Origin of the sequence: Frigidibacter sp. ROC022 (assembly GCF_024723735.1) — a bacterium.
Taxonomy (GTDB): domain Bacteria; phylum Pseudomonadota; class Alphaproteobacteria; order Rhodobacterales; family Rhodobacteraceae; genus SLM-1.
This window is the reverse complement of the sequence record NZ_JANQDU010000002.1, coordinates 42585-62854: the sequence shown is the minus strand read 5'-3', so window position 1 is coordinate 62854 and position 20270 is coordinate 42585. Positions and strand designations below refer to the sequence as shown.

23 protein-coding genes are annotated in these 20270 nt (G+C 67.7%); 5 read left to right on the top strand and 18 right to left on the bottom strand.

The window, feature by feature from the left end:
- Window position 1 precedes the first annotated feature (1 nt).
- Complete coding sequence (locus NUW50_RS06985; protein WP_258288382.1) at window positions 2–862, top strand: urea carboxylase-associated family protein; 861 nt, start codon at window positions 2–4, stop codon at window positions 860–862.
- Between the two features lie 12 nt (window positions 863–874).
- On the opposite strand, the gene NUW50_RS06980 is transcribed toward NUW50_RS06985, so the two are convergent.
- From NUW50_RS06980 to NUW50_RS06915, 14 genes are all read right to left on the bottom strand, one after another.
- Entirely contained in the window at window positions 875–1684 is an 810-nt protein-coding gene (locus NUW50_RS06980; RefSeq protein WP_258288381.1) for a division plane positioning ATPase MipZ, read from the bottom strand.
- Between the two features lie 102 nt (window positions 1685–1786).
- On the bottom strand, window positions 1787–2986 hold the full coding sequence (locus tag NUW50_RS06975) for an amino acid permease (protein ID WP_258288380.1): 1200 nt from the start codon (window positions 2984–2986) through the stop codon (window positions 1787–1789).
- 58 nt (window positions 2987–3044) lie between these two features.
- On the bottom strand, window positions 3045–3536 hold the full coding sequence (locus tag NUW50_RS06970) for a hypothetical protein (RefSeq protein ID WP_258288379.1): 492 nt from the start codon (window positions 3534–3536) through the stop codon (window positions 3045–3047).
- Window positions 3537–3625: 89 nt separating this feature from the next.
- Complete coding sequence (gene rpmE / locus NUW50_RS06965) at window positions 3626–3847, bottom strand: 50S ribosomal protein L31 (protein ID WP_258288378.1); 222 nt, start codon at window positions 3845–3847, stop codon at window positions 3626–3628.
- Window positions 3848–3859: 12 nt separating this feature from the next.
- Window positions 3860–4246 carry a 50S ribosomal protein L19 gene (gene rplS / locus NUW50_RS06960; RefSeq protein WP_258288377.1) on the bottom strand — a complete coding sequence of 129 codons (387 nt, stop codon included), beginning with the start codon at window positions 4244–4246 and terminating at the stop codon, window positions 3860–3862.
- A gap of 11 nt (window positions 4247–4257) precedes the next feature.
- Window positions 4258–5127: a tRNA (guanosine(37)-N1)-methyltransferase TrmD gene (trmD, locus tag NUW50_RS06955; RefSeq protein WP_258288376.1), complete on the bottom strand. Its 870-nt coding sequence runs from the start codon at window positions 5125–5127 to the stop codon at window positions 4258–4260.
- Window positions 5128–5197: 70 nt separating this feature from the next.
- A complete protein-coding gene (rimM, locus tag NUW50_RS06950) occupies window positions 5198–5725 on the bottom strand; it encodes a ribosome maturation factor RimM (protein WP_258288375.1) in 528 nt (175 codons plus the stop codon).
- A gap of 68 nt (window positions 5726–5793) precedes the next feature.
- Window positions 5794–6189, bottom strand: coding sequence for a 30S ribosomal protein S16 (rpsP, locus tag NUW50_RS06945; protein WP_258288374.1), 396 nt, complete (start codon window positions 6187–6189; stop codon window positions 5794–5796).
- Window positions 6190–6247: 58 nt separating this feature from the next.
- Complete coding sequence (locus NUW50_RS06940) at window positions 6248–6544, bottom strand: chorismate mutase (RefSeq protein WP_258288373.1); 297 nt, start codon at window positions 6542–6544, stop codon at window positions 6248–6250.
- On the bottom strand, window positions 6541–6816 hold the full coding sequence (locus NUW50_RS06935; RefSeq protein ID WP_258288372.1) for a hypothetical protein: 276 nt from the start codon (window positions 6814–6816) through the stop codon (window positions 6541–6543). Before NUW50_RS06935 ends, NUW50_RS06940 begins: the two co-directional genes overlap by 4 nt.
- Window positions 6813–7340, bottom strand: a complete 528-nt coding sequence (locus NUW50_RS06930; RefSeq protein WP_258288371.1) for a GNAT family N-acetyltransferase — start codon at window positions 7338–7340, stop codon at window positions 6813–6815. Before NUW50_RS06930 ends, NUW50_RS06935 begins: the two co-directional genes overlap by 4 nt.
- Entirely contained in the window at window positions 7337–7843 is a 507-nt protein-coding gene (locus tag NUW50_RS06925; protein ID WP_258288370.1) for a GNAT family N-acetyltransferase, read from the bottom strand. Before NUW50_RS06925 ends, NUW50_RS06930 begins: the two co-directional genes overlap by 4 nt.
- A gap of 72 nt (window positions 7844–7915) precedes the next feature.
- A complete protein-coding gene (ffh, locus tag NUW50_RS06920; RefSeq protein WP_258288369.1) occupies window positions 7916–9421 on the bottom strand; it encodes a signal recognition particle protein in 1506 nt (501 codons plus the stop codon).
- Between the two features lie 285 nt (window positions 9422–9706).
- A complete protein-coding gene (locus NUW50_RS06915; RefSeq protein WP_258288368.1) occupies window positions 9707–10207 on the bottom strand; it encodes a hypothetical protein in 501 nt (166 codons plus the stop codon).
- Window positions 10208–10501: 294 nt separating this feature from the next.
- On the opposite strand from NUW50_RS06915, the gene NUW50_RS06910 reads away from it, so the two are divergent.
- Window positions 10502–11383, top strand: coding sequence for a LysR family transcriptional regulator (locus NUW50_RS06910; RefSeq protein WP_258288367.1), 882 nt, complete (start codon window positions 10502–10504; stop codon window positions 11381–11383).
- Window positions 11384–11494: 111 nt separating this feature from the next.
- Here the strand turns inward: NUW50_RS06910 and trpS are convergent, their stop codons facing one another.
- Window positions 11495–12517: a tryptophan--tRNA ligase gene (gene trpS, locus NUW50_RS06905; RefSeq protein WP_258288366.1), complete on the bottom strand. Its 1023-nt coding sequence runs from the start codon at window positions 12515–12517 to the stop codon at window positions 11495–11497.
- Window positions 12518–12590: 73 nt separating this feature from the next.
- Here trpS and NUW50_RS06900 point away from each other — a divergent pair, with 73 nt between their 5' ends.
- Complete coding sequence (locus NUW50_RS06900) at window positions 12591–13289, top strand: rhomboid family intramembrane serine protease (RefSeq protein ID WP_258288365.1); 699 nt, start codon at window positions 12591–12593, stop codon at window positions 13287–13289.
- Between the two features lie 9 nt (window positions 13290–13298).
- On the opposite strand, the gene murJ is transcribed toward NUW50_RS06900, so the two are convergent.
- The 3 genes from murJ to NUW50_RS06885 are packed head-to-tail and all read right to left on the bottom strand — an operon-like array spanning window position 13299 to window position 18835.
- On the bottom strand, window positions 13299–14867 hold the full coding sequence (gene murJ / locus NUW50_RS06895) for a murein biosynthesis integral membrane protein MurJ (RefSeq protein ID WP_258288364.1): 1569 nt from the start codon (window positions 14865–14867) through the stop codon (window positions 13299–13301).
- 1 nt (window position 14868) lies between these two features.
- Window positions 14869–17658: a [protein-PII] uridylyltransferase gene (locus tag NUW50_RS06890; protein WP_258289300.1), complete on the bottom strand. Its 2790-nt coding sequence runs from the start codon at window positions 17656–17658 to the stop codon at window positions 14869–14871.
- A 10-nt stretch (window positions 17659–17668) separates the two neighbouring features.
- Window positions 17669–18835, bottom strand: coding sequence for a penicillin-binding protein activator (locus NUW50_RS06885; RefSeq protein WP_258288363.1), 1167 nt, complete (start codon window positions 18833–18835; stop codon window positions 17669–17671).
- 134 nt (window positions 18836–18969) lie between these two features.
- On the opposite strand from NUW50_RS06885, the gene rsmI reads away from it, so the two are divergent.
- Together rsmI and NUW50_RS06875 are read left to right on the top strand one after the other, a co-directional pair.
- The gene (gene rsmI, locus NUW50_RS06880) at window positions 18970–19824 is read left to right on the top strand and encodes a 16S rRNA (cytidine(1402)-2'-O)-methyltransferase (RefSeq protein ID WP_258288362.1); all 855 of its coding nucleotides are present in this window, start codon (window positions 18970–18972) and stop codon (window positions 19822–19824) included.
- Between the two features lie 34 nt (window positions 19825–19858).
- Window positions 19859–20263, top strand: a complete 405-nt coding sequence (locus NUW50_RS06875; protein WP_275982002.1) for a YraN family protein — start codon at window positions 19859–19861, stop codon at window positions 20261–20263.
- The last annotated feature ends 7 nt before the right edge of the window (window positions 20264–20270 follow it).

Below are 20270 nucleotides of genomic sequence, written 5' to 3'. Positions count from 1 at the left end.
GATGAAACCTCAGACCCCCGAACATGACGCCCCCGCCGACGCCGCCGAGCGTCTGGCCTGTGCGCCGGTGATCTGCTACCCGCCCGAGACCCTGCCCGATCCGGGGCTGGAGCGCCTGCGTGCGGCCCGGCAAGGCTGGGTTCTGGAACAGACCGTCACCGTTCCGCCACGCGAGGCCGCCTGCGCCCGGGTTCCGGCGGGCTGGTTCTTTCGCATCGTCTCGACCGAAGGTCCGCAGGTGGGCGATCTGAATCTCTGGAATGCCGGCGATCTCGGCGAGCGGTTCTATTCGGGCAAGACGCGCGCGCTGCACGGCACCCATCTGTCCGGCGGCGACCGGCTGTGGTCCAGCTTCCCGCATCTGCGTCCGATGGCGACGATCACCGAGGACACGCTGGACTGGTACGGGTTCGACCGCTTCGGCGGCGCCGTGCATGACGTGATCGGCACCCGTTGCGATCCCTATACCGGGCGGCTTCTGTCAGGCACCGACTATCACCATTGCTGCCATTCCAACCTGACGCGGGCGCTGGCCGCCGAGACCGGGATGCGCCCGGCCGAAGCCGAGCCGCTGGTGCATGACGTGCTCAACGTCTTCATGTGCACCGGCTTCAGCCGCGACACCGGGCAGTATTTCATGAAGGCTTCGCCGGTCCGTCCCGGTGATTTCCTGGAGTTCTTCGCCGAAATCGACCTGCTGCTGGGCCTTTCGGCCTGCCCCGGTGGCGACTGCGGTGCCGAGCATTCCAGCGACACCGCCCGCTGCTACCCGCTGCTGATCGAGATCTACCGTCCCAAGGCCGCGCCAAGGGGCTGGACGCCGCCGGAACCCAGCCGATACGACGGGTCGCACGGGCTCTGACAGCGGCCGGGTTCAGAAATCGACGGTGACTCCGGGCAGGCGCAACGCCTTCACCAGTTCGCGCAGTTCCTGCCGGGCGGCGACATTCGAGATGTTGAAGTTGTGCACCCCGATGTCGCGCAGATCCAGCAGGGTCAGGCCGCGCGGGAACAGCTCGCGGAAGATCACCCGCTCCGTGAAGCCGGGCGCGGTGCGGAAGCCGATCCGCTTGGCCAGCTCGGCGATGGCATTGGTCATCTTCTGCTTGTTGTGCATGTTCTGCGCACCCAGCCGGTTGCGCACCACCACCCAGTCGATCGGCGCCAGCCCGGCCTGCGAGCGCAGTTGACGCGCGTTCCACACCATCTCGGAATAGACCGAAGGCCCGGTGACATGGTTGGTTTCGGCATCGACGCGGGCCAGCAGGTCGAAATCGACGAAGCTGTCGTTCAGCGGCGTGATCAACGTATCGGCCAGGGAATGCGCCACCTGCGACAGCCGGGTATGCGAGCCGGGGCAGTCGATGATGATGAAGTCGCAATCGCCCTCGAGCCCCGACACGGCCGCCGACAACCGCCGGTCATAGACGTTCTCGCCCGCCTGCAACTGGTCGCGCGGCACGTCCGGAAGGTCGCGATATTCGGGGGTCGGCAACGCCAGGCCTTCCTTCAGGGCAAATGTGGCGCGATTCTCGAGATAGCGGGCAAAGGTCTTTTGCCGCAGATCCAGATCAATGGCGCCGACCCGATGGCCCAACCGGGCCAGGGCTGTCGCAACATGCATCGACACGGTGGATTTCCCCGCGCCACCCTTTTCGTTCCCGACGACGATGATATGTGCCACTGGCCGTCCTGCTCTGAGCGCTCTCTGCGCGTGGTCTGACGCGCTTCGGCGCGTTTCCGCCACTATATGTTGTGCGAGTCGCCTTGAAAAGCACTTCGGGCGCTATCCGCCTTCGACCGGCCGACCTAGCGCCACGATGGCCACACCCAGGCCGGTCAGCAGCGCATAGAGCAGGCTGCGCGGCCGGTTCTGGCGCCGGTGCGCCGCCAGCGTCGCCAGCAGTGACTGCAGCGCGTAATAGGCGGCGAAGGCCCGCGAGGCATAGGCGACAATGGCGAAGATGTCGAAGCTCCAGGTCAGGATCGGGCCCAGGGCGATCAGCCCGGCGTAGCCCAGCCGATGGCTGATCCGGCCGCCGCTCAGCTCGTGGAACAGGCCACCCGAACCGCTTGTGTCGGCCACCGCGGCCGAGAACTGTGCCGACAGGGCCGCCAGGACCAGCAGCGCCGGCAGGATCGGCGCAACGATCCCCATCATGTCGACCAGCGCGGTCTCGCGCAGCTCGATCTGGTCCGGGCGGAAGACATAGGCAAAGAGGACGATGTAGATCATGTAGATCAGGGCCGAGAACAGTTGCGCCCAACGCATCGACCGGATCCGGGTCGCGGCCCGGTAGCTGTCGCCCATGTAGCGAGATGTCTCGAAGCCCTGCACCGTCACGATCAGCCCGAAGCCCAGCGTCACCGCACCGAGTCCGCCCGCCGAGACGGGCAGGGCGTGGAGTTCTCCGGCACCGGCCGCATGGCCGAAATAGACCGCCAGCCCGAGAAGCAGCCCGGCGATTATCGCCAGTTTCAGCGAGACCGAGACATATTCGAGCCGCTCAAGCATCGCGAAGCCGCGGGTCCAGCCGACGGCGAGGATGGCCAGCATCACCGCCGAGGTCAGCATCTTGGCGTGGAGGGGGTCGTTCCAGCGCGTCAGGCTCAACCCGAAGGCGCCGAGCAGGTTGAGGTAATAGGCCACCGACACCACATAGGCGAGGCCGAGCGTGGCCGAGGCCAGCCGCTCGATCGTCCGGTCGGGCGCGGGCCGGGCCTCGGCCTCGTCGATCCGGGCGATGGAATAGCGGATCGCATCGCCAAAGCCCCAGGCCAGCCAGCACAGTCCGGCCATCGCCAGCGGCGCATAGGCGCCATAGGCATGGCTCAGCACCGGGCCGAGCAGCAGGAAACCCGATCCGATGATCGAGGCCAGCGGCGTCACCATCGCCCGCCAGGGCGGATCGGTGCGCAACCGTGGCAACCAGAGCAGGCCGAGTGCCGCGGCGATTGTGATCAGGATGGCGGCATTCAGCAGCATTTGCCGGAAGTCCGGTTTGACGTCGGCGTTGTCAACCGGGCCCAGGGTCGCAGGCGGTCTAGCTGATCGGAACCGGCGCCGGGCAGCGGGCATAGCCGTCCAGGCAATCCTCAGCCGGCCAGTCGGTGCGGCCCCAGCAATAGCGCCCGCCGCCCTCGCTCAGCCGCATGATCCAGACCACGGGCGCATCCTCCAGGGTCCGGCGTTGCTCGCCGTCCAGGGCCAGCACGATGTAGTCGTCGCCGTGGTCGAGCACGGTATAGAAACCCTCCTGATCCGGTTCTCCCAGATAGTTGGTCATCAGGTGCTCCCAGCGGAAGCTGGCCCGCTTGTTGTCGTCGAAGAAGGTGACCCGGTGCGGATTCAACTGGCAGGTCAGCTCGTCATCGCCGGTCAGGCCCCAAAGCCCGGACGCGTCGTCGAAGACATCGGCATGCGCGGGCAGGGCGGCGCAGAGCAGGAGGGCGGAAAGGGTCAGGCGCATCGGCGGAATCTCGTTCGGGGCGACGGGGCCAGTATCGGTGGCCGGCGCCGGAACGGAAAGTGACATTGTCCGTTACCTTGACCCTGCCACGGCCGGGCGCCGAAACGAAAAGCGCCGCCCCGGAGGGCGGCGCGATTTCTGCCATGGGCGGGTGCTCAGAACCCGAGGCCGGCGTATTTGTTCTTGAACTTCGACACGCGGCCACCGGTGTCCATCAGGCGGGTGCCGCCACCGGTCCAGGCCGGGTGAACCGAGGGGTCGATGTCCAGGGCGAGCTGTTCGCCTTCCTTGCCCCAGGTCGATTTCATCTGCACCACGGTGCCATCGACCAGCTTGACGTCGATCAGGTGGTAGTCGGGATGGGTATCGGCTTTCATCTCCGGATCTCCTTACGCGTCTGCGCCGCTGTCGAGCGGCTTGTAGTTGGTGACTTCCGCGATCCGGGCCGACTTGCCGCGACGTGCACGCAGATAATACAGTTTGGCGCGGCGGACGCGGCCACGACGGACGACCTCGATCGAATCGATATTGGTCGAATACAGCGGGAACACCCGTTCCACGCCTTCACCGAAGGAAATCTTGCGGACCGTGAACGATCCGGCGATGCCCTTGCCGTTCTTGCGGCTGATGCAGACGCCTTCGTAATTCTGGACCCGGCTCCGGGTTCCTTCGGTCACCTTGTAACCGACCCGGACGGTGTCACCGGCCTTGAAGTCCGGAATGGTCTTGCCAAGCGCAGCGATCTGCTCGGCCTCGAGTTGTGCGATCAGGTCCATGCCTGTCACTCCTATGTTCCGCGCGGTTTCTTCCGCGACGTGGGGACGCCAGAGAGCTCTCGGTCTTCACCCGGGTCCCTACCATGCGCTTGCAGGTAAGCCCGCCAGAGATCAGGTCGTCGTTCCTTGGTCAGCCTTTCGGCCTCGGCCCTCCGCCAGTCGGCTATCTTCGCGTGATGGCCCGAGAGAAGAACCTCGGGTATCGCACGACCGTCCCAAACGGCAGGCTTCGTGTATTGCGGGTATTCAAGCAAACCGGCCGAGAAGGAGTCCTCCCCGGCTGACGCATGATTCCCGAGCACGCGGGGTATAAGCCGGACGGTCGCATCGATCAAGGCCTGTGCGGCGATCTCGCCCCCGGTCAGGACATAATCGCCCAGCGAGACCTCGGTGATGTCGAAGGCCTCGATCACCCGTTCGTCGACGCCTTCGAACCGGCCGCAGAGCAGCGTCAGCCCCTCGGTTCGGCTCAGCGTCTCGGCCATGGCCTGGGTAAAGGGTTTGCCGCGCGGCGAGAGGTAGATCACTGGCCAGCGGGCGCGGTCGGTGGTCGTGCCCCGTGCCGCCTGGGTCAGCGCCCGGGCGACGATGTCGGGGCGCATCACCATCCCGGCGCCGCCGCCCGCCGGCGTATCATCGACGGCGCGATGCTTGCCCTCGCCGAACTGGCGCAGGTCGATGGTCTCCAGCCGCCACAGCCCTTCCTGCAGGGCCTTGCCGGTCAGCGACGCGCCCAGAACCCCGGGGAAGCACTCGGGAAACAGGGTGACGACCCTGGCAACCCAGGCATCCTTCAACTCGGGCGGGCCGTCCATCAACGCCCGCGGTGCGGCGCTCGCGCGGATCGACTTGCGGCCGTGCGACTTGGGTTGGTCGCTCATCGCGCGGCCTCCGGCGCCGTGGTCCGCTTGCCGGGCGCCCGCCGGGCGGCGTCGGGGTGAACTTGCTGGGTCATTCCTCGTCCTCGGGCCGGGCGATCAGCTCTTCCGGCGGATCGGCGACGATCCGGCCCGAGGCCAGATCGACCGTCGGCACGGTCTTCAGCGTGAAGGGCAGCAGAAGGGTCTGCGCCGCGCCCGGTTGGTGGACTTCCAGGATGTCCCCGGCGCCGTGGTTCAGCACCGCGCGGACCCGGCCCAGCAACTCGCCGCCCGAATTGCGGACTTCCAGCCCGATCAGGTCGGCATGGTAGAATTCGTCATCCGGCAGCGCCGGCAACCGCTCCCGCGGGGCGAACAGCCGGGTTCCGCGCAGGGCGTCGGCCTGTTCCTTGGTCGTCACCCCGCCCAGCCGCGCGGCAAATCCGTTCGGGATCGGCCGGGTCAGGCGGACGGAAAACTCCCGGCTGCCGTCCTCGGTCGAGAGCGGCGCATAGGTCTCGATCGCTTCAGGCTCGGCGCAGAAGCTCTTCAGCCGCACCTCGCCCTTGACGCCGAAGGCACCGGAAATGGCGCCGACCAGAACCAGCGGTTCGGCCATGATCCCTCCGTTTCTGGACCCGAGCGGGTGGCGGATGGGGCGCGGCGGCCACGCCCCATCCCGGTTGATCACTCGCTGGCCGGTTCCGCGGCTTCGGCGGGGGCTTCTTCCGCAGCGGGAGCCGGCGCGGCGGCCTTGGCGGCCTTTTCCTCGGCGCGCTTCCTGGCGGCTTCGCCCGGGATGCCCTTCTTGTTGTTGGCGCGGGTCTTCTTCGGCAGCACGCCGGCCGCTTCCAGCATCCGCGACACCCGGTCGGTCGGCTGCGCACCCTTGTCCATCCAGGCCTTGATCTTGTCGAGATCCAGTTTCACCCGCTCTTCGCTGTCTTTCGGCAGCAGCGGGTTGTAGGTGCCCAGCTTCTCGATGAAGCGGCCATCGCGGGGCATCCGCGAGTCGGCGGCGACGACCGAGTAGAACGGGCGCTTCTTCGAGCCGCCACGGGCAAGACGGATTTTCATAGCCATGAGTTTGTCTCCTTTGGATGGCTGTTTCGGGCGCCGGAGAACCGGGCCCAATTCCTTGTTATTTCTGGAACTTCTGGTGGTGGTGGATGACTTCCTCGATGATGAATGCGAGGAAGGCCTTGGCGAATTCGGGGTCGAGATCGGCATCGACCGAAAGGGTCTCCAGCCGCGCGATCTGTTCGGCCTCGCGGCTCGGGTCCGAGGGCGGCAGCGCGTGTTCGGCCTTCAGCCGGCCCACCGCCTGGGTGTGCTTGAACCGCTCGGCCAGAGTGTAGACGAGGATCGCGTCTAGCCGGTCGATGCTTTCGCGATGCTCCTTCAGCAGGGCTGCAGCGCGGGCGGCGGGGTCTGTCATTGCGGGCCTCTCGGGTCGGTTGCGGTCGTCGGATTCGGATGCCGCCAGACCTGCGGGCGGTATTCGGCGGGCGGTGTCGCGGCATCGGGGTCAAGCCTGGCACCCAGCTGGGCGGCGAAGGCCCGCCAGGCGCGGCCCGGCAGCAGCGGCCCGCCGTTCATCGTCGAGCGTTCGGTGCCGAAGAAATCGACAAAGCCCTGCATGTCGGCCGCAGTCGGGCGACGCAGGGTGAGGCGGTCGGGGGTGATCGGGGCGGTGCGGGTGGCAATCATGCGTTGCCTCCGCCGGTCGGGGCGATGTGGCGCCAGATGCGGACCCGCTCGTTGTCCATCTCGTGCCAGCCCTCGGGCGTGGCGCCGAGCCGTTCGGCGACCCGGACCGAGCCGGTGTTCTCGGGGTCGATCCAGCTCATCAGGGGATCGTTTCCGGTGCTTGCATGATACCAGTCCCGCGCTGCCGCGCTGGCCTCGGTCGCATAGCCCCGGCCTTCGAACCCGTCGAACAGGTGCCAGGCCAGTTCCGGCTCGGAATGGTGCAGATGAAAGATCGGCCCGGCACGGCCGACGAAGGCGCCGCTTGCGCGCTCGATCACCGAGAACAGCCCGTAGCCGCGCAGGTGCCAATGCCCGATCCCGGCCAGAAAGGCCCGCCACATGGTGAATTCGTCGGCCTTGCCGCCGATGAACCGGGTGCGTTCGGACTGGCCGAACCGGCGGATCGCCTCGAAATCCCCTTCGGCCAGCGGACGCAGGGTGAGGCGGTCTGTGGTCAGGGTCGGGCCAAGCGCGGCTGTCATGCGGCCTCCGGGCTGTGCCGATAGACGACATCGTCGGGGTCCGGACCGGTGGCCTTGGGGTCGATGCGGGCGCCCAGACGTTCGGCGAGGGCCCGCGAGCGGAGGTTGGCAGGGTCCACATAGCTGACCAGCGTGGTCAATCCGCGCGGCCCGAAGGCCCAGTCGCGCAGGGCGCGGGCGGCCTCGGTCATGTAGCCCCGGCCCTCGGCCCAGTCATAGGCAAGCCAGCCCAGCTCGATTTCCGGGAAGCGCGGCGGCTTGTTCAGCCCGACCTGCCCGGCCAGCCGGCCGCTGGCGGTCTCGGTGACGCTCAGGGCGCCATGGTCCAGAAAGGTCCAGCCGGCCTCGTCGGCACAGAACCAGCCCCAGGCCTCGTTGCGCTGGATCGGGCCGCCCATGTATCGGGCGCGGTCCGAGGCGAGCATCTCGGCGAAGGGTTCGAAATCCGCCAGAACCTGCGGGCGCAGGGTCAGCCGGGCTGTAGTGAGCGTCGGAGGAGTCATGCGCGGGCCTCCACCCGCGGGCGCGGCCGCGCGGGGTCCAGCATCGGGATATGGAGGCCGGCGCCGGTCACGTCACTTCTTCTTGCCAAAGCCGGACAGGCCCGGCGGCAACTGCATGCCGCCGCCGCCCAGACCGGGCAGGCCGCCGCGGCCGCCCATGCCGGGCATCTTCTGGCCCAGGGCCCTGGCGGCTTCCTGCATCGCGGCGGGGTCGTTCATGTCGGGGGCGCCGCCCTTGCCGAACATGCCCTTGATCGCCTGCTTGAGCATTCCGCCCTTGCCCATCTTCTTCATCATGTCGGCCATCTGCCGCTGCATCTTCAGAAGCTGGTTCAATTCCTGCACGTCGCGTCCCGCGCCCGCCGCGATCCGGCGCTTGCGCGAGGCCTGCAGGATCTCGGGGTTGGCCCGTTCGCGCTTGGTCATCGAGTTGATCAGGGCGATCTGGCGGCGCAGCACGGCATCGTCGAACCCGGCCTCGGCAACCTGTTTCTGCATTTTGCCCATGCCCGGCATCATGCCCATGATCGATTCCATGCCGCCCATCTTCAGCATCTGTTCCAGCTGCATCCGCAGGTCGTTCATGTTGAACCGGCCCTTCTGGAACCGCTTCATCATGCGCTCGGCCTGTTCGGTCTCGATCGTCTGCTGCGCCTTTTCGACCAGCGCCACGATGTCGCCCATGCCGAGAATCCGGCCCGCCACCCGGTCGGGGTGGAACTCCTCGAGCGCGTCCATCTTTTCGCCGAGACCGACGAACTTGATCGGCTTGCCGGTGACCGCGCGCATCGACAGCGCCGCGCCGCCGCGCCCGTCGCCGTCCATCCGGGTCAGCACCACGCCGGTGATCCCGACCCGGGCCTCGAACTCGGTCGCCACGTCCACGGCGACCTGGCCGGTCAGGCCATCGACCACCAGCAGGGTCTCGCGCGGCTTGGTGGCGTCGCGGACCGCGGCCACCTCGTCCATCAGCACCTGGTCGATCTGCAACCGGCCGGCGGTGTCGAGCATGAAGACGTCATAACCGCCCATCGCGGCCTGGGTCTTGGCGCGCTTGGCGATTTCCAGCGCCGACTGGCCCTTGATGATCGGCAGCGTATCGACGCCGATCTGGCGGCCGAGAATCTCGAGCTGTTCCATCGCCGCCGGGCGGTTGGTGTCGAGCGAGGCCATCAGCACGCGCTTGCCCTCGCGTTCGGTCAGGCGCTTGGCCAGCTTGGCGGTGGTGGTGGTCTTGCCGCTGCCCTGCAGGCCGACCATCAGGATCGGCGCGGGCGGGTTGTCGATCTTCAGCTCGCCGGATTCCGTCCCGTCGCCGGCCAGGACATGCACCAGCTCGTCATGGACGATCTTGACGACCTGCTGGCCCGGGGTCACCGATTTGGTGACCGCCTGGCCGGTGGCCTTTTCCTGCACGGCCTTGACGAAATCGCGGGCGATCGGCAGCGAGACGTCGGCTTCGAGCAACGCCACCCGGACCTCGCGCAGCGCCGTGGCGACATCGGCCTCGGACAGGGCGCCCTGCTTGGACAGCCGGTCAAAGACTCCGGAGAGCCTTTCGGAGAGTGTCTCGAACATGCGCGGTCCCTTCCTTGTCGTGCTACCGTACCGATATGGGACCGGGCGCGGAAATGCCCAAGGGCACCCGTGGGCGCAACGCGCTGACGGATGTCGATCCCCGGATCGGTCCGGGAACCGGAAGCATAGAGACCTCCGGAATCCGGCAGGGGTTAGACCGGGCGGGCGGACGAGTCAAGATGCCGGGCCTGTCGGGGCCTGCCGCGCCGGCAAAGGAAAAGGGCGCGCGGTTGCCCGCGCGCCCTGTCGATCGACGAGGTGGAAGATGTCGACCGGTCGTTGCGATCAATCGTAGAGCGCGGCGTTCATCGCCGTCAGCTCCGCCAGGGTGTAGTCCGCCGGGTTGACGCCCACGGTGGCGGCCAGCTGCTCCTTGGCCGGGGTCACGGCCTCGGATACCGGGTTGTGCACTTCACCGGTCAGGATCGCCCGCTCGGTTTCGGCATCGTTGTCCTGACGGGCCTGCTCGAGGCGGGTCAGGTCGGCGAGCGAATATGCGCCCGGCTCGACACCGAGGCTCAGCGCCAGTTGGGCTTCACCCGGGGACACGGTGGCGCTGTCGGTCGAGGACAGGTAGCCGCCCGGCGACGCCAGGATGAACCGCGTGGTTTCGGCATCGTTTTCCTGCCGCGCATTGTTCAGACGGATCAGTTGATCGGTGGTATAGACACCCGGCTCGACGCCCAGGGCGAGGGCCAGTTGGGCATCGCCCGCCGACACGTCGGCAGCGAAGGCGGGGGCGGCGGCGACAACGGCCAGAACGGCCAGAAGATTACGCGAAAACATGGTAGTCCTTTCTACTCAACTCGCCGGGGCTTCTTGCCCCAGCCTGGTGGCTTGTTTGTTTCTGGGCCGCGGGGGGGAAGTGCGGCCGGTGTCATGGAATTGGGTGTCGGCCGCCCCGAACAAAAGGCGCAAATCCGAGCAGGGACATGTTTGTATGTGCACATACGATTCAGCGACGGAAAACCTTGAATCGGTCGTAGCTCGTTCCTAGCCGCTTGCTGCGGTGCAGCGGGGATTGCGCCGGCGGACGGCTTGCGCCAGTAGACAGGAAACACAATGAAAAAAGGGTCACAGATGCCGACGACGAACTGGGACGAGATTCGCACCGCCTATCAAGTCGCGCGCTCCGGCACGGTTTCGGGCGCCGCCGAGGCGCTTGGCGTCCACCACGCCACGGTGATCCGCCATATCGACGCGCTGGAAAGCCGGATCGGCGTCAAGCTGTTCCAGCGCCATGCCCGCGGCTACACGCCGACCGAGGCCGGGCGCGACCTGATGGCGGTCGGCCAGGCCACCGACGACCAGATTTCGCAGCTGGTCTCGCGCATCCGCGGCCGCGGCGCCGAGGTGACGGGCGAACTGGTGGTGACCACCGTTTCCGGCCTGTCGGCGCTGCTGGTGCCGCTGATCGCCAAGTTCCAGGGGCAGCACCCGGGGCTTACCGTCCGGTTCCTGACCGATGCCCGGGTGTTCCGGCTGGAATATGGCGAGGCGCATGTGGCGATCCGCGCCGGATCGGCGCCGGAAGAACCCGACAATGTGGTGCAGCCGCTGGCGGTCCTGCACGGGCATCTCTGCGCCTCGCCCGCCTATATCGAGCGTCACGGGCGGCCGGTGAACGGGGATTTCAGCGGCCACCGCTTCATCGGCCATGCCTCCGAGCGGACGGCGGCCCCCTTCTATCGCTGGCTGAGCGACACGGTGCCGGACAGCGCGGTGGTGTTCCGCGCCTCGGACAGCGAGGCACGGGAAGAGGCGGTGGTCGCCGGGCTGGGGCTCGGCTTCGTCGCCGCCTCGACCCGCGACCGCTACCCCGAACTGATCGAGGTGATGGAGCCGCTGGACGCCTGGGCGGTGCGGCTCTGGCTGGTGACCCATGTGGACCTGCACCGGACAACCAAGGTGCAGGCCTTCCTGAGCTTTCTGAAAGAGGCGACGCGCGACTGGCCGAAGTGATGCGGCGATGATCCCGCACCGCCGCTCGGCGGTGCGGGCAGGGCGGGGGTTTCACACCCCCGCACCCCCGTGGGATATTTCCAAGGTAAAGCCGGGCGCCCGGGGGGCGGCTCAGCGCACCAGGCCGACGATCTCGTAGGTCCGGGCCAGGATCGGCGCCGCGATGGCGCTGGCGCGGGCGGCACCCTTGCGCAGCTGATTGTCGATTTCGCCCGGATCGGCCATCATCCGCGCCATCTCGTCCGAGATCGGCGCGATCTTCGATACCGCCAGTTCGGCCAGCGCCGGCTTGAACGTGCCCCAGCCCTGGCCACCGTATTCGGCCAAGACCTGATCGACGCCGACATCCGCCAGGGCGGAATAGATATCGACCAGGTTCTTCGCCTCGGGACGGTCCTTCAGCCCCGCCGCTTCCGACGGCAGCGGTTCGGCATCGGTGCGCGAGCGCTTGAACTTCCTGGCGATGGTTTCGGCGTCATCGGTCATGTTGATCCGTTCCATGTCGCTCTCGCCCGACTTGGACATCTTCCTGGTGCCGTCGCGCAGGTTCATCACCCGCATGCCGGGGCCCTCGATGACCGGGGTGGTCATCGGGAAGAAATCGACCTTGTAATCGTGGTTGAACTTGGCCGCGATGTCGCGGGTCAGCTCGACATGCTGCTTCTGATCGTCGCCGACCGGAACATGGGTGGCGTGGTAGATCAGGATGTCGGCCGCCATCAGCGCCGGATAGGCATAGAGCCCCAGCGACTGCTTCTCGGCGTTCTTGCCGGCCTTGTCCTTCCACTGGGTCATCCGGTCCATCCAGCCGACCCGGGCGACGCAGTTGAAGATCCAGGCCAGTTCGGCATGTTCGTGAACCATCGACTGGTTGAACAGGATCGACTTCTCGGGCGAGATGCCGCTGGCGATCAGCGCCGCCGTCAGCTCGCGGATCGCATGGGTCAGGTGGTCGGGATCCTGCCAGACGGTGATCGCATGCAGATCGACGACGCAGAACAGCGTCTCGAAATCCTCCTCCTGCATGGTGACCCAACGCTTGATCGCTCCGAGGTAGTTGCCCAGGTGCAACTGGCCCGAGGGCTGGATGCCCGAAAAGACGCGCGGCGAGAATTTGGCAGGTTGGTTGGCCATGTTGACAGGCTCCGACTGGATTATGCGGTCCGGCTCGCATACCCATGTGCCGATACAGCGTCAAGGAAGCCCGATGCCCTTCGATCAGGACCACAATGCCTCGCCCTTCAACGATGTCCCGCCGGTGGTGGTGATCGGCGCCCTGGTGCTGGTCGCCATCGAGATCGTGCTGGAGCTTGCCCAGCAGGGGGTGATCGGCGGCGCAGGGGGAGTCGGCTGGCGCAGCGAGGCGATCGGCCGGTTCTCGTTCTGGGCGCCGCAGTTCGACTGGATGATGCTGGACAGCGGCCGCTGGCAGATCGGCATCATCCAGCGGCTGGTGACCTATCCGTTCATTCACGGCGGCTTCACCCACATGATGTTCGGCGTGGTGATCCTGCTGGCACTGGGCAAGTTCGTGGGCCAGGTGTTCTCGGGCCTGGCGCTGGTGGCCTTGTGGTTCGGTTCCGCCATCGCCGGGGCGCTGGCCCTGCTGCTGCTGACCGACACCCAGATCCCGCTCTTCGGCGCGATGCCGCCCGATTACGGGCTGGTCGGCGCCTTCACCTTCCTGCTCTGGCGCAAGGCGAAGCAGACCGGCGAGCACCCGGCCAGGGCCTTCCGGATGATCGGCGTGCTGATCGGGCTGCAACTGATGTTCGCCCTTATGCAGGGCGGGATCGGGGTGCAGGTCATCGCCGAACTGGCCGGCTTTGCCGCGGGCTTCCTGCTGTGCTTCCTGCTGGCGCCCGGCGCCTGGGCGGCGATCCGCGCCCGGCTGCGCAACCGATAGGCGCGCAACCTAGCCGCGGCGTTTCAGGGCGCCGCGAAAATCGGCCAGCCGGAAGGCGCCGACAACCTGGCCGCAGCCGAAATAGACCATGGCGCCGAGCGCGACCAGCAGAAGCAGGGCAATCGCCCGGGCGCCACCCGGTGCGAACATCGGCGCCGCAAGCCAGGAAAAGCCCCAGAGCGCCAGCCCCATCAGCGCCGCCGACAGCAGCATCCGCGGCAGCCGCCGGCGCAGGGTGGCGTCCATATGCACCACCTCGCCCATCTCGCGGCTGCCCAGCCAGAGCTGCAGCACCATGCCCCAGGCCGCCAGCGTCGTGCCCACCGCGGCCGCGGCAAAACCGATGAACGGCGCCAGGCCGATCGCGATGCCGGCATTCAGCGCCAGCGAGACCAGGGCATAGTAGAACGGGCGCTTGGTGTCCTCGCGGGCGAAATAGAGCGGTTGCAGCACCTTCTGCAGCACGAAGGCGGGCAGCCCGAGACCGTAGATCGTCAGCGCCAGCGCGGTGTTGGCGGCGTCTTCCGTGGTGAAGGCGCCGCGCTGGAACAGCGCCTGCACCAGCGGGCCCGGCACCACCATCAGCGCCACGGCGGCGGGGATCGTCAGGCCCAGAGAGACCTCGGCGGCGCGGTTCAGCCCGTTGCGCTGGCCCTCCAGGTCACCCGCCGCCAGCCGGCGCGACAGTTCCGGCAGCAGCACCACGCCGATCGCGATGCCGACGACCCCGAGCGGCAGCTGATAGAGCCGGTCGGCATAGTTCAGCCAGCCGATGGCGCCGTCGAAATAGCTGGCCACCTGGCGCCCGACCAGCAGGTTGACCTGCACCACCCCGCCGGCCAGCGCCGCCGGCGCCGCGATCCGGGCCAGGCGCCAGAGTTCTGGCGTCATCCGGGGGCGCCGGAAGCGCAGCGGATAGCCCGCCCGCCGGGCCGCCCACCAGACCAGCGCCAGTTGCGCAATGCCGGCCAGCGGCACCGACAGCGCCAGGGCATCGCCGACCCGCAGCCCGAGTGCCTGGCCGCCCTCGGTGCCCGTCAGGGTGGTCAGCAGCATCGCGAGGATGAAGATCACGTTCAGCAGCACCGGTGCCGCGGCGGCAGCGGTGAACCGGCCCAGCCCGTTCAGCACCCCGGCCAGAAGCGCCGCCAGCGAGATGAACAGGATATAGGGAAAGGCGATCCGGCCATAGACCACCGCCAGCCCGAAGCGCTCGTCCTCGGCAAAGCCCGAGGCCATCAGCCAGACCAGCCCCGGCATGAAGATCACCCCCAGGGCCGAAAAGGCGGTCAGCAGCAGCGCCATGCCGGAAAAGGCATCGCGGGCGAACTCCAGCGGTGCGTCGCCGGTTTCGACCTTCTTCGAGAACATCGGCACGAAGGCCATGTTGAAGGCGCCCTCGGCGAAGAAGCGGCGGAACATGTTGGGCAGCGAGAAGGCCACCAGGAAGGCCTCGGCGATCGGCCCGGCGCCCAGGAAGGCGGCGATCAGGATGTCGCGGGCAAAGCCCAGCACCCGCGAGGCCAGGGTCCAGCCGCCCACGGTCATGAAGCCCTTGATCAGACGGGTGGCCGCCATGTCAGGCGTTCGCCTTCTGCGCGCCGCTGATGATCGCCTCGCGCAGCTTCTTCTCCAGCGCCTTGCGGCGGCTTTCGGAATGCAGTTTCAGCCCGAACATGTCCTTGACGTAGAACGTGTCCACCGCCTGCGCCCCGTAGGTCGCGATCACCGCGCTGGCGATGTAGATGTTGTTGGCGGCCATGGTCCGGGTCAGGTCGTAGACCAGCCCCAGCCGGTCGCGGGTATCGACCTCGATGATCGTGTAGATGTCCGATCCCTCGTTGTCGAAGGTGATCGAGGTCGGCACCTTGAACACCCGTTCGCGCTTCTTGATCTTGTCGCGCCCCGCCAGCGCCTCGCGCGCCACCACCTCGCCCTTCATCGTGCGGCGGATCATGCTGGTCAGCTTCGGCAGCCGGGCCTCTTCATAGGGCCGGCCTTCGGCATCCTGCACCCAGAAGGTCGCGGTGGCATAGCCGTCCTTCGAGGTATAGGTGCGGGCATCCACCACATTGGCCCCGACCAGCGCCAGCGCCCCGGCCAGGCGCGAGAAGATGCCGGGGTGATCGACCAGCGCGAAACAGGCGCGGGTGGCGTCCCGGTCCTCGTCCAGCAGCAGGTCGATGCCCAGCTCGTCGTCCTTCATGTCGCGCAGCAGCCGGGCGAAGATCAGATGCACCGGATGCGGCAGCCCCTGCCAGTAGGGGTCGTAGTGCCGCGCGATCTCGGTGCGGATGTCCTTTCTGTCCCAGGCGCCCTGTTCGGGGCTGGCCAGCGCCTCGCGCAGCTGCCGCTTGGCCTCGTTCACCCGGGTCTCGCGGTTGACCGATTCCAGCCCGCCTTCCAGCGCCGTCTCGGTGGCCCGGTAGAGGTTGCGCAGCAGCACCGCCTTCCAGTTGTTCCAGGTCCCCGGCCCGACACCGCGGATGTCGCAGACGGTCAGCACCGTCAGCAGGTCCAGCCGCTTGCGGGTCTTCACCGCCTTGGCGAAATCGCGCACCGTGCGCGGGTCGGCCAGGTCGCGCTTCTGCGCCATGTCGCTCATCAGCAGGTGATAGCGGACCAGCCATTCGACGGTCTCGCATTCGTCCGGCTTCAGTCCCATCCGCGGCGCCACCTTGCGGGCGATCTGCGCGCCGAGCACCGAGTGGTCCTCTTTCCGGCCCTTGCCGATGTCATGCAGCAGCACCGCGAGATAGAGCACCTTGCGGTTGACCCCGGCCTTCATGATCTCGGTGACGATCGGAAGCTCCTCGGCCAGCTCGCCGCGCTCGATCTGGCTGAGGGTCGAGATGCATTGGATGGTGTGCTCGTCGACCGTGTAGTGGTGATACATGTTGAACTGCATCATCGCCACGACGGGCGCGAATTCCGGCAGGAAGGCGGCCAGCACCCCCAGTTCGTTCATCCGGCGCAGGGCGCGCTCCGGATTGCCATGTTTCAGCAGCAGGTCAAGGAACCGCGCCCCGGCCTCGCGGTTCTCGCGCATCTGGTCGTCGATCAGCCCCAGGTTGCGGGTCACGAGCCGCATCGCGTCGGGGTGGATGAGATGCCCGGTGCGCAGCGCCTCTTCGAAGATCCCCAGCATGTTCAGCTTGTTCTCGAGAAACTTCTTCTCCGAGCTCACCGCCAGCCGGCCCTGCTGCAGCTTGTAGGGCGCGCGCACCTTCCTGGCGCGGCGGAAGAACCCGACCAGGCTGGGCGCGGTCTTGACATGGAGCTGCTCCAGGTCGGTCAGGAAGATCCGGGTCATCTCCCCGACCGTCGTGGCATGGCGGAAATAGGCCTGCATGAAATGCTCGACCGCGCGGCGGCCGCCATGATCGGCAAAGCCCATCCGCTGCGCGACATCGACCTGCAGTTCGAATGTGAGCTGGTCCTGCGCCCGGTTCGCGATCAGATGCAGATGGCAGCGCACGGCCAGCAGGAATTCCTCGGCCTCGCGGAAGCTGGCGTATTCGTCCTGGGTGAAGACGCCGCGCTTGATCAGCACGGAAAGGTCCTCGACCCCGTGCAGATACTTGTCGATCCAGAACAGCGACTGCAGGTCGCGCAGCCCGCCCTTGCCCTCCTTCACGTTGGGCTCGACCATGTAGCGCTGGCCGCCCTGCTTCTTGTGCCGCTCGCTGCGCTCGGCCAGCTTGGCTTCGATGAATTCCCCGCCGGTGCCCTTGAACAGCTCGCTGCGCAGCTTCTTCTTCAACTCGGCCGCCAGCGCCTCGTCGCCGGCCAGGTAGCGCTGTTCCAGCAGCGCGGTGCGGATCGTGTAATCCTCGCGCCCCAGCCGGATGCAGTCCCTCACCGTGCGGGTGGCATGGCCGACCTTCAGATGCAGGTCCCACAAGATGTAGAGCATGGTCTCGACCACGCTCTCGGCCCAGGGCGTCGTTTTCCATGGGGTCAGGAACAGCAGGTCCACGTCGGAATAGGGCGCCATTTCGGCCCGGCCATAGCCGCCCACCGCCAGCAGCGAGACCCGTTCCGCGGCGGTCGGATTGGGCAGCGGATGCATATGGGTCAGCACCGCGTGCAGGACTTCGATGACCAGCCCGTCGGTCAGCCTGGCATAGGCGCGCACCGTCGGCCGGGCCCGGCGGGGCTGGGCGGCGAAAGCCTCGGCGATCGCCGCGCGGCCGCGGGCATTGGCCTCGGACAGCACCCCGACCACGGCGGCGCGCCGGGCCCGCGGGTCGTCATGCGGGGCCGCGGAAATGGCCGCGTCGATGGCGGCGCGGACCGCCACGGCGTCAAAAATCGAAGACGCCGGACAGATCAGCCTGTCCGGCGCCGATTCGGTCTGTTGCGGCAGATTTGCGGGCCTAGAAGCCCGCGCCGCCAAAGCTTCTCGGGGCAGGGTCAATCACAACCACCTGGGAGTTCTGGATCTGGGCGACCGCAAGGCCGCGCTGGTTGGTGCCGTTGGGCAGCAGACGGAAGATGCCGTTGACCCCGACAAAGCCCTGGGACTGGGTCAGGGCGGCGGCGGTCAGCGCCTGCGACTGGCCCTGCTTGACCAGCGCCCCGATGGCGGCGATGCCGTCATAGGCAAGGCCCGAGATCGGGTGCGGGGCGGCGCCGTAGGCGGCATAGTAGCGGTTGTCGAACAGCTGGGTCATGCCCGGGTCCGGCAGCGCGAACCAGCCGCCCTGCAGGCCCGGCAGGGCCTTGGCGCTGGCCGGGATGTCCCAGCGTTGCAGGCCCATGAACTGGGTCGCGGTGGTCGAAAGCCCCTGTTCCGGCAGCAGCTGGGCCAGCAGCGGCAGCGCGCCATCGGTGCCCGAGGTCATGAAGATCGCGTCGGCGCCGGTCGATTTCGCCTTGGCGACGATCCCCGGAACCGCGCTGACCACCGCCTGCTGCGACAGGTCGAAGCTGCTGGTTCCGGCCAGGGTGGCGCCGGAATTGCGGATCGCCCGGACGATGGCGTCGCGGCCCAGCATCTCGGCGCCGCTGTTGCCATGCACCACCAGGATCGAGCGCTTGCCCTTCCGCGCGGCATAGTTGACCAGCCGCTGGGCCGTGGTGTCGAACAGGTTGCCCAGCACGAAGACATTGCCGCCGGCGATGGTCGGGTTGTTCGAGAAGGCCAGCACGTTGACCCCGCGCGCCGCGGCGGCATGGCCGGCAGCATTGGCGGCCTCGGCGAAGACCGGGCCGAGAATGATCTTGGCGCCCTCGTCGATCGCCCTGGTGGCGGCGGCGGCGGCCTGGGTGGCGTTGCCGCCGGTGTCATAGACGCGCAGGTCGATCTGCACCCCGTCGAGATCGGCGATCGCCAGCCGCGCCGCGTTCTCGAGATTCGAGGCCAGGACCTGATCGCCGCCGGACCCGGTCTGCGGCACCAGCAGCGCCACCGGCACTGGCGCCGAGGCGTCGATCCTCGGGCTGCCCACCGGGAACGGTTCGCAGGCGGCCAGCCAGAACGCGGTGAGGAGGAGGCTGATACGGGCCAGCAGGGAAAGGCCGAGGCCGGTTCTCGGGGTCATGTCTGGCTCCTTCGACAGGTCGGACAGCATGGGGTCATGTGTCGGTTGTCAGCTCTGTTGGCGTCGTTCTTGCGCTCGGCCCTAAACTATGAGCATCACGGGCCGGTGTAAACGGAGCAATCGGGGGGCTGCCGATGCGCGCCGAAGCAAAGCCGATCTCCGCCGGTCTGCATCTGGTCTCGACCCCGATCGGCGCGGCACGGGACATCACGCTGCGGGCACTGGACGTGCTGGGCAGCGCCGATGTGCTGGCCGCCGAGGACACCCGGACCCTGCGGCACCTGATGGAGATCCACGGGGTCGCCCTGAACGGCCGGCGGGTGCTGGCCTATCACGACCATTCCGACGCCCGCGCCCGCGAGCGGCTGCTGGCGCCGCTGCGGGAGGGCAGGTCGGTGGCCTATGCCTCCGAAGCCGGCACCCCGCTGATCGCCGATCCGGGCTATCAGCTGGTCCGGGCCGCGGCGGCCGAGGGTCTGCCGGTCACCGCCGCCCCGGGCGCCTCGGCGGTGCTGACCGCGCTGACCCTCTCGGGCCTGCCCACGGACCGTTTCCTCTTTGCCGGATTCCCGCCGCCGAAAGCCGCCGAACGGCGGAGCTGGCTGGCCGAGATCCTGGCGGTCCCGGCGACGCTGGTGCTCTATGAAAGCCCGAAACGGATTCAGGGATTGTTAAGCAATCTGGTGCAAACATCCCCGGACCGGCAGGCAGCCGTCTGCCGCGAGCTGACCAAGCGATTCGAAGAGGTCATCCGGGGAACGGTGGCCGAAATCGCCGAGGCGCTGGCCGGTCGCGACCTGAAGGGCGAGATCGTGCTGGTTCTGGACCGCGGGCCGGCAGACGGGTCGGGTTTCGATCTGGACGCGGCGTTGCGCTCGGCGCTGAAGACGATGAGCATCCGCGATGCGGCGGATGCGGTGGCGGGGGCCGCGGGTCTGCCCCGGCGACAGGTGTATCAGGCGGCGCTCGCCCTGGGGAAGGACTCCTAGGCCTGGCGATCCGCCCCGAACAGGCGGACGCGACATGCGGCGACGGCGCAGCACGGCAAAACCCTCCCGGAAGACCGCCCGGCAAATTCGCGGCGCGGTGAATTACCGCAATGGCGCCGCTGCCGAGGACATCGTGGTCGATGACTATGCCCGGCGCGGCATCCCCGCGGCGCGGCGGCGCTGGCGGGGGCCGGGCGGCGAGATCGACCTGATCCTCGAAGCCGGCGAAGGGCTGATCTTCGTCGAGGTGAAGCGCGCCGAGACCCATGAGCTGGCCGCGCAACGCCTGTCGCGGCGGCAGCTGGACCGGATCTGCAGTTCGGCCAGCGATTTCCTGTCCGGAATGCCGAAGGGCCAGCTGACCGATTGCCGGGTCGATCTGGCGCTGGTCGATGCGCAGGGCAGGGTCTCGATCATCGAGAACGTCAGCCAGCTCTGACCCCGGC

What these genes read in the sequence shown, in the direction of transcription:
- NUW50_RS06985 (WP_258288382.1), top strand. Translation starts at nt 2, where the DNA reads ATGAAACCTCAGACCCCCGAACATGACGCCCCCGCCGACGCCGCCGAG.
- NUW50_RS06975 (WP_258288380.1), bottom strand. Translation starts at nt 2,986, where the DNA reads ATGCTGCTGAATGCCGCCATCCTGATCACAATCGCCGCGGCACTCGGC.
- NUW50_RS06970 (WP_258288379.1), bottom strand. Translation starts at nt 3,536, where the DNA reads ATGTCACTTTCCGTTCCGGCGCCGGCCACCGATACTGGCCCCGTCGCC.
- rpmE (WP_258288378.1), bottom strand. Translation starts at nt 3,847, where the DNA reads ATGAAAGCCGATACCCATCCCGACTACCACCTGATCGACGTCAAGCTG.
- rplS (WP_258288377.1), bottom strand. Translation starts at nt 4,246, where the DNA reads ATGGACCTGATCGCACAACTCGAGGCCGAGCAGATCGCTGCGCTTGGC.
- trmD (WP_258288376.1), bottom strand. Translation starts at nt 5,127, where the DNA reads ATGAGCGACCAACCCAAGTCGCACGGCCGCAAGTCGATCCGCGCGAGC.
- rimM (WP_258288375.1), bottom strand. Translation starts at nt 5,725, where the DNA reads ATGGCCGAACCGCTGGTTCTGGTCGGCGCCATTTCCGGTGCCTTCGGC.
- rpsP (WP_258288374.1), bottom strand. Translation starts at nt 6,189, where the DNA reads ATGGCTATGAAAATCCGTCTTGCCCGTGGCGGCTCGAAGAAGCGCCCG.
- NUW50_RS06940 (WP_258288373.1), bottom strand. Translation starts at nt 6,544, where the DNA reads ATGACAGACCCCGCCGCCCGCGCTGCAGCCCTGCTGAAGGAGCATCGC.
- NUW50_RS06935 (WP_258288372.1), bottom strand. Translation starts at nt 6,816, where the DNA reads ATGATTGCCACCCGCACCGCCCCGATCACCCCCGACCGCCTCACCCTG.
- NUW50_RS06930 (WP_258288371.1), bottom strand. Translation starts at nt 7,340, where the DNA reads ATGACAGCCGCGCTTGGCCCGACCCTGACCACAGACCGCCTCACCCTG.
- NUW50_RS06925 (WP_258288370.1), bottom strand. Translation starts at nt 7,843, where the DNA reads ATGACTCCTCCGACGCTCACTACAGCCCGGCTGACCCTGCGCCCGCAG.
- ffh (WP_258288369.1), bottom strand. Translation starts at nt 9,421, where the DNA reads ATGTTCGAGACACTCTCCGAAAGGCTCTCCGGAGTCTTTGACCGGCTG.
- NUW50_RS06915 (WP_258288368.1), bottom strand. Translation starts at nt 10,207, where the DNA reads ATGTTTTCGCGTAATCTTCTGGCCGTTCTGGCCGTTGTCGCCGCCGCC.
- NUW50_RS06910 (WP_258288367.1), top strand. Translation starts at nt 10,502, where the DNA reads ATGCCGACGACGAACTGGGACGAGATTCGCACCGCCTATCAAGTCGCG.
- trpS (WP_258288366.1), bottom strand. Translation starts at nt 12,517, where the DNA reads ATGGCCAACCAACCTGCCAAATTCTCGCCGCGCGTCTTTTCGGGCATC.
- NUW50_RS06900 (WP_258288365.1), top strand. Translation starts at nt 12,591, where the DNA reads ATGCCCTTCGATCAGGACCACAATGCCTCGCCCTTCAACGATGTCCCG.
- murJ (WP_258288364.1), bottom strand. Translation starts at nt 14,867, where the DNA reads ATGGCGGCCACCCGTCTGATCAAGGGCTTCATGACCGTGGGCGGCTGG.
- NUW50_RS06885 (WP_258288363.1), bottom strand. Translation starts at nt 18,835, where the DNA reads ATGACCCCGAGAACCGGCCTCGGCCTTTCCCTGCTGGCCCGTATCAGC.
- rsmI (WP_258288362.1), top strand. Translation starts at nt 18,970, where the DNA reads ATGCGCGCCGAAGCAAAGCCGATCTCCGCCGGTCTGCATCTGGTCTCG.
- NUW50_RS06875 (WP_275982002.1), top strand. Translation starts at nt 19,859, where the DNA reads ATGCGGCGACGGCGCAGCACGGCAAAACCCTCCCGGAAGACCGCCCGG.